The organism is Mesorhizobium sp. M7A.F.Ca.MR.362.00.0.0 (genome assembly GCF_004023175.1).
Taxonomy (GTDB): Bacteria; Pseudomonadota; Alphaproteobacteria; order Rhizobiales; family Rhizobiaceae; genus Mesorhizobium.
This window is the reverse complement of record NZ_RZTF01000475.1, coordinates 1-4,365: the sequence shown is the minus strand read 5'-3', so window position 1 is coordinate 4,365 and position 4,365 is coordinate 1. Positions and strand designations below refer to the sequence as shown.

Annotated in this window: 6 protein-coding genes; 3 read left to right on the top strand and 3 right to left on the bottom strand. The window is 61.4% G+C overall.

What is annotated here, in order from left to right:
* From EOC06_RS33355 to EOC06_RS33345, 3 genes are all read right to left on the bottom strand, one after another.
* On the bottom strand, window positions 1-187 hold a 187-nt coding region (locus tag EOC06_RS33355), incomplete at its 3' end, for a hypothetical protein (protein ID WP_128309795.1).
* Window positions 188-394: 207 nt separating this feature from the next.
* The gene (locus EOC06_RS33350) at window positions 395-2,512 is read right to left on the bottom strand and encodes a VWA domain-containing protein (protein ID WP_128309794.1); all 2,118 of its coding nucleotides are present in this window, start codon (window positions 2,510-2,512) and stop codon (window positions 395-397) included.
* Between the two features lie 2 nt (window positions 2,513-2,514).
* On the bottom strand, window positions 2,515-3,075 hold the full coding sequence (locus EOC06_RS33345) for an RNA polymerase sigma factor (RefSeq protein WP_027039002.1): 561 nt from the start codon (window positions 3,073-3,075) through the stop codon (window positions 2,515-2,517).
* A 155-nt stretch (window positions 3,076-3,230) separates the two neighbouring features.
* On the opposite strand from EOC06_RS33345, the gene EOC06_RS33340 reads away from it, so the two are divergent.
* From EOC06_RS33340 to EOC06_RS33330, 3 genes are read left to right on the top strand one after another with little or no spacing between them, the layout of a single operon-like run.
* A complete protein-coding gene (locus EOC06_RS33340) occupies window positions 3,231-3,554 on the top strand; it encodes a helix-turn-helix transcriptional regulator (RefSeq protein WP_128309793.1) in 324 nt (107 codons plus the stop codon).
* Complete coding sequence (locus EOC06_RS33335; RefSeq protein WP_128309792.1) at window positions 3,551-3,976, top strand: SRPBCC domain-containing protein; 426 nt, start codon at window positions 3,551-3,553, stop codon at window positions 3,974-3,976. The genes EOC06_RS33340 and EOC06_RS33335 overlap by 4 nt, the downstream gene beginning before the upstream one ends.
* 54 nt (window positions 3,977-4,030) lie before the next feature.
* Window positions 4,031-4,252 carry a hypothetical protein gene (locus tag EOC06_RS33330; RefSeq protein ID WP_128309791.1) on the top strand — a complete coding sequence of 74 codons (222 nt, stop codon included), beginning with the start codon at window positions 4,031-4,033 and terminating at the stop codon, window positions 4,250-4,252.
* Window positions 4,253-4,365 lie beyond the last annotated feature (113 nt).

The window sequence follows — 4,365 nt, the reverse complement described above, 5'->3', positions numbered from 1 at the left end:
AAGCGCTGGGGTCGGTGATCTGTTCCAGCATGATGCGGAAGCGGTCGTTGGTCAGCGCCGACAGGGCGGTGTGGCGCGCCTGGGCGACATCGTCACCGATACGCCTGGATTCCGATGATGGGGCCGATGAAACCGCCGAAGCGTCTGGCGCCGGGGGTATCGAGTTGGCGATAGTCCTGATCTGCAATTTCGGCTCCCTCAAGCCCGGTATACCTGTCCTGCGTAACAAGGAGGGGGTTGCGATCCGGTACCGGAAATGCCGCGCAATTTAACGACCCGGAAAATCCGCGAAAAAAGGCCGGCAAGGTTTCCCTCGCCGGCCTGCCTCACCCGCCCGTAGGTCGGTTTCCCTGTCAGAACGATCCCGTCTGAAAGAAACCGGCCGTTATCACCACTACCGGTTACCGCCCAGCGCTGAGGCAAGGCGCACAAGTGAAAGGAACTCGGACCTGTACCCAAACGGGTCGGCTCCTCGAGCGGCAGTGGCGATCTCCATGATCTTGTCGTAGCCGAACTTCGCGGTCGCATCCTCGTCGCGCAGCTTCTGGCCGAAGGCGGCAACCGCGACGGAGAAGCGCTGATCGGTGCTGGCCTGGTCGAAGGACGAAATCTCGTTGGCCGAGGTCACCGGCGTGGTGATCAGCTTCGAGACGTCTTCATTCGGCAGCTTGTAGCGGATCTTGACGTTGGCATATTCGCCAGCATTGGCGACACCGCCATTGTCCACTGACGCCTGGCCATAACGCAGCGGATCGATCTGCTCACCGCCGCTGCCCTTGGGCGTGATTTCGTAGATCGCGGTGACGGAATGGCCCGAACCGATATCGCCGGCATCGACGCGGTCATTGTTGAAATCCTCGCGGTTGAGTGCCCGGGTCTCGTAGCCGATCAGCCGATATTCCGAGACCTTGTTGGGGTTGAACTCGACCTGGATCTTCACGTCCTTGGCGATGGTGAACAGCGTCGACGAGGCATCCTCGACCAGCACCTTTTCAGCTTCGGCCAGCGTGTCGATATAGGCGGCGGTGCCGTTGCCGTTCTGCGCGATGGTCTGCATCATCTGGTCGTTCAGATTGCCGCGGCCGAAACCGAACACCGACAGGAAGACACCGGTCTTGCGCTCCTTTTCGATCAGCCGCTTCAGATCGTCGTCGTCGCTTTGGCCGACATTGAAGTCGCCGTCGGTGGCAAGCATCACTCGGTTGACGCCATCCTTGACGAAGGACTTTTGCGCCAGCCTGTAGGCTTCCTTGATGCCCGCCTCGCCGGCCGTGCTGCCGCCAGGCGTCAGATTGTCGATGGCACTGAGGATCTTGTCCTTTTCGGACGCCTTGGTCGGCTCCAGGACTGTGCCGGCGTCCCCCGCATAGGTCACGATCGAGATGGTGTCGTCGGCCTTCAGCTTGCTGACCAGCAGGCGAAATGCCGATTTGAGCAGCGGCAGCTTGTCCGGCTCGTCCATCGAGCCCGAGACATCGATCAGGAAGACCAGATTGGCCTTCGGCTGCTCGGTCGGCTTGACGTCAAAACCCTTTATGGCGACATGCATCAGCCTGGTGTGCGTGTTCCACGGCGTCGGCATGATGCTGACGGTCGAGTTGAATGGTGTCGAGGCCGACTCCGGACCCTTCCAGTCATAGGGGAAGTAGTTGATCATCTCCTCGACGCGCACCGTATCGGCCTGCGGCAGGGTGCCCTGCTTCAGCGAGCCGCGCACGAAGGAATAGGAGGCCGTGTCGACGTCGATCGAGAAGGTCGAGACCGGATCCCCGAGTGCCGCATGCACCGGATTGGTCTTGAAATCCTCGATGCGGTCGTGGTTTTCCGGTTGCGGTTGCATATGGTCGGCCAGCAAGGTCGACGGCTGTTGCGGCGCCATCAGCTTGGACTCGGCCGGCATGCGGGCTCGTGACGTGCTGGGCGCACTTACGGCGCCATCCAATGCGAATTCGCCTGTCGGTACCGGTGGCGCAGGCTCGGCCAGCACACCGCGCTCCAGCGCATTCTGTTGTGCCGCGCCGCCGGAAGCAACGGTCGATTCGGATTTCTGCGGCGAGGCCGGCGCCACCAGCGCATCGGTCGCGTCGCGGCTTTCCACATCCGCGTCGGCCTTCTTGTCCTTCTCCAACTCGCTGCGAGCCGGATTCGGCTCGGCGGTCGTCGGCTTCACGGTCGCCGGCTTGTCGGCCAGCGTCTCGCTGATCTTCTCGTCGCCGCCGCCTTTGGGCGGCTGTTCCCTCAGCAGATGGAAGGTGGCGTATCCGGCGATCGGCAGGGCGACGAGCCCGGCAAGAGCCGGCGTGGCAATGAGTTTCTTTTGCATGATCTCGCTCCAGAGCTTTTGTGCTCGCTCTGTGAGACGAAGCCCGCCAACCGATCCTTGGGTAACGGCAGAAATATTTTCCTGATCGTAGGCGCGCAGGGCGGCCTCGAAAGCACGTGCCTTGGCGTCCTGGGCGGGCGCCGGCGCCGCTATATCGCGCAATCTGTTGAGTTCGTTGTCGTCGACCATGGTCACACTTCCCCGGCCGAGCGCATCAGCGTCTTCAGCCGTTTCTTCGCTTCATGGATGTGCCAGGAAACCGTCGTCTCCGAGATCGCCATCGCCTCGGCGGCGGCCGCATGGCTCAGGCCCTCGCCATAGACCAAAAGCACGGCGTCGCGCTGCTTGTCCGGCAATCGCCGGACGGCTGCCCATAGCGCTTCGGCAGGGTCTTCCGGTTCAACCGACGCCTCGCCCGAGATCAGTGCATGGACGCCATAGGCCTCGGTCTTGACGGTCTCGCGGGCGGACTTTCGCATCATGTCGCGCGCGGCGTTCATCGTCACGGAATAGAGCCATGTCGTGAAAGCGCCGCCGCCGCGATAGTCGCGGATCGCCTTGCCCAGCCTGACGCAGACTTCCTGGGCGATGTCTTCGGCATCGGCCTTCCTGCCGCACCAGCGATAGGCGGCGCGATAGACGAAGTCATAATGCCTTTCCAGCAATGTGCTGAAGGCCCCTCTGTCTCCGCCCTTCGCCCGCCCGATCAGTTCGGCGTCGGAGGCTTCGCTCTCATCCAGCATCATAGCCATCATTTGCCTGTTGGACGAAGGCTAATGGCTAATCCTTGGGGTAATGGAAAGATTTTTTTGGAAACCGCCGGATCGTGACCGCCGACACCCCGCTTGACACATCCATATCTCGGCGGTTATACGTAAATCAATAGCCACAGGGTTATCGATCCCAGATGACGAACGCTCACGATGTCCTCTTCAGAACGCTCTCCGATCCGACCCGTCGGGCAATCTTCGAGCGCCTGTGCCGGCAAGGCGAGCAGACGGTCGGCGCCCTGACGGCTCAGTCAGGGGTCTCTCAACCTGCGGTGTCGAAGCATCTCGGCGTGCTCAGGCAGGCCGGGCTGGTGCGCGACCGCCATCAAGGACGGCAGACCCATTATAGCGCCCAGCTGGCAGCACTTTCCCCGCTGACCGACTGGACGAACCAGATGAACACGTTCTGGCAGAGCCGGTTCGACGACCTCGAAAATTTGCTCAAAAGAATGGACCAATGACCAACATCGCGACCGAAACGCGCTCCGTCATCGTCGAACGTGAGATCCCCTATCCGCCGGAAAAAATCTGGCGCGCGCTGACCCAACCGCATCTGATCGAGGAATGGCTGATGAAGAACGACTTCAAGCCAGTCGTGGACCACCGTTTCAATCTGCGAAAGGAACCGCAGCCTGACGTGAGCATCGTTGTCGACTGTCAGGTAACAGCCGTCGAATTGAACAAGACACTATCCTACACGTGGCAGGCCTATGGCCTTGAGAGTGTCGTCACCTGGACTCTCATGCCGACCAGCACGGGCACCCGGTTGCGCATGGAACAATCCGGCTTCCGGCCGGATCAGGAGCAGGCGTATCGCGGCGCGACGAGCGGGTGGCGGCAGTACTTTGCAAATCTGAGTCAGGTCCTGGCGTGGATAGATTGAAACCCGCTGGTGCGGATCGGTGGTCCGCGTCGGATGTTTTGACAGGAGGAACTATTGGACTGGAACATGTGGGTTCGGCAAATTCATCGCTGGCTGTCGATCATCTTTACGCTGACCGTCATCGCTAACTTCGTCACCATGGCATTTGGGCAGCCTCCCGCTTGGGTGGTCTACTCACCGCTCTTCCCGCTCTTCCTGCTGCTGTTCAGCGGCCTGTACATGTTCGTGCTGCCCTATGCCACCAAGGGACGCGGCGCGCAGCGTGCGAGCGGATAGGAGTGGGCAGAATGGCCAAGACGCAGGGACAATCGACCAAGGCCAAGGCTGCGCCAGTGCTGCTCTCGGGCGGCAATCCGCAAATCGCCAAGGGCGACGGCGACGCCCCGGTG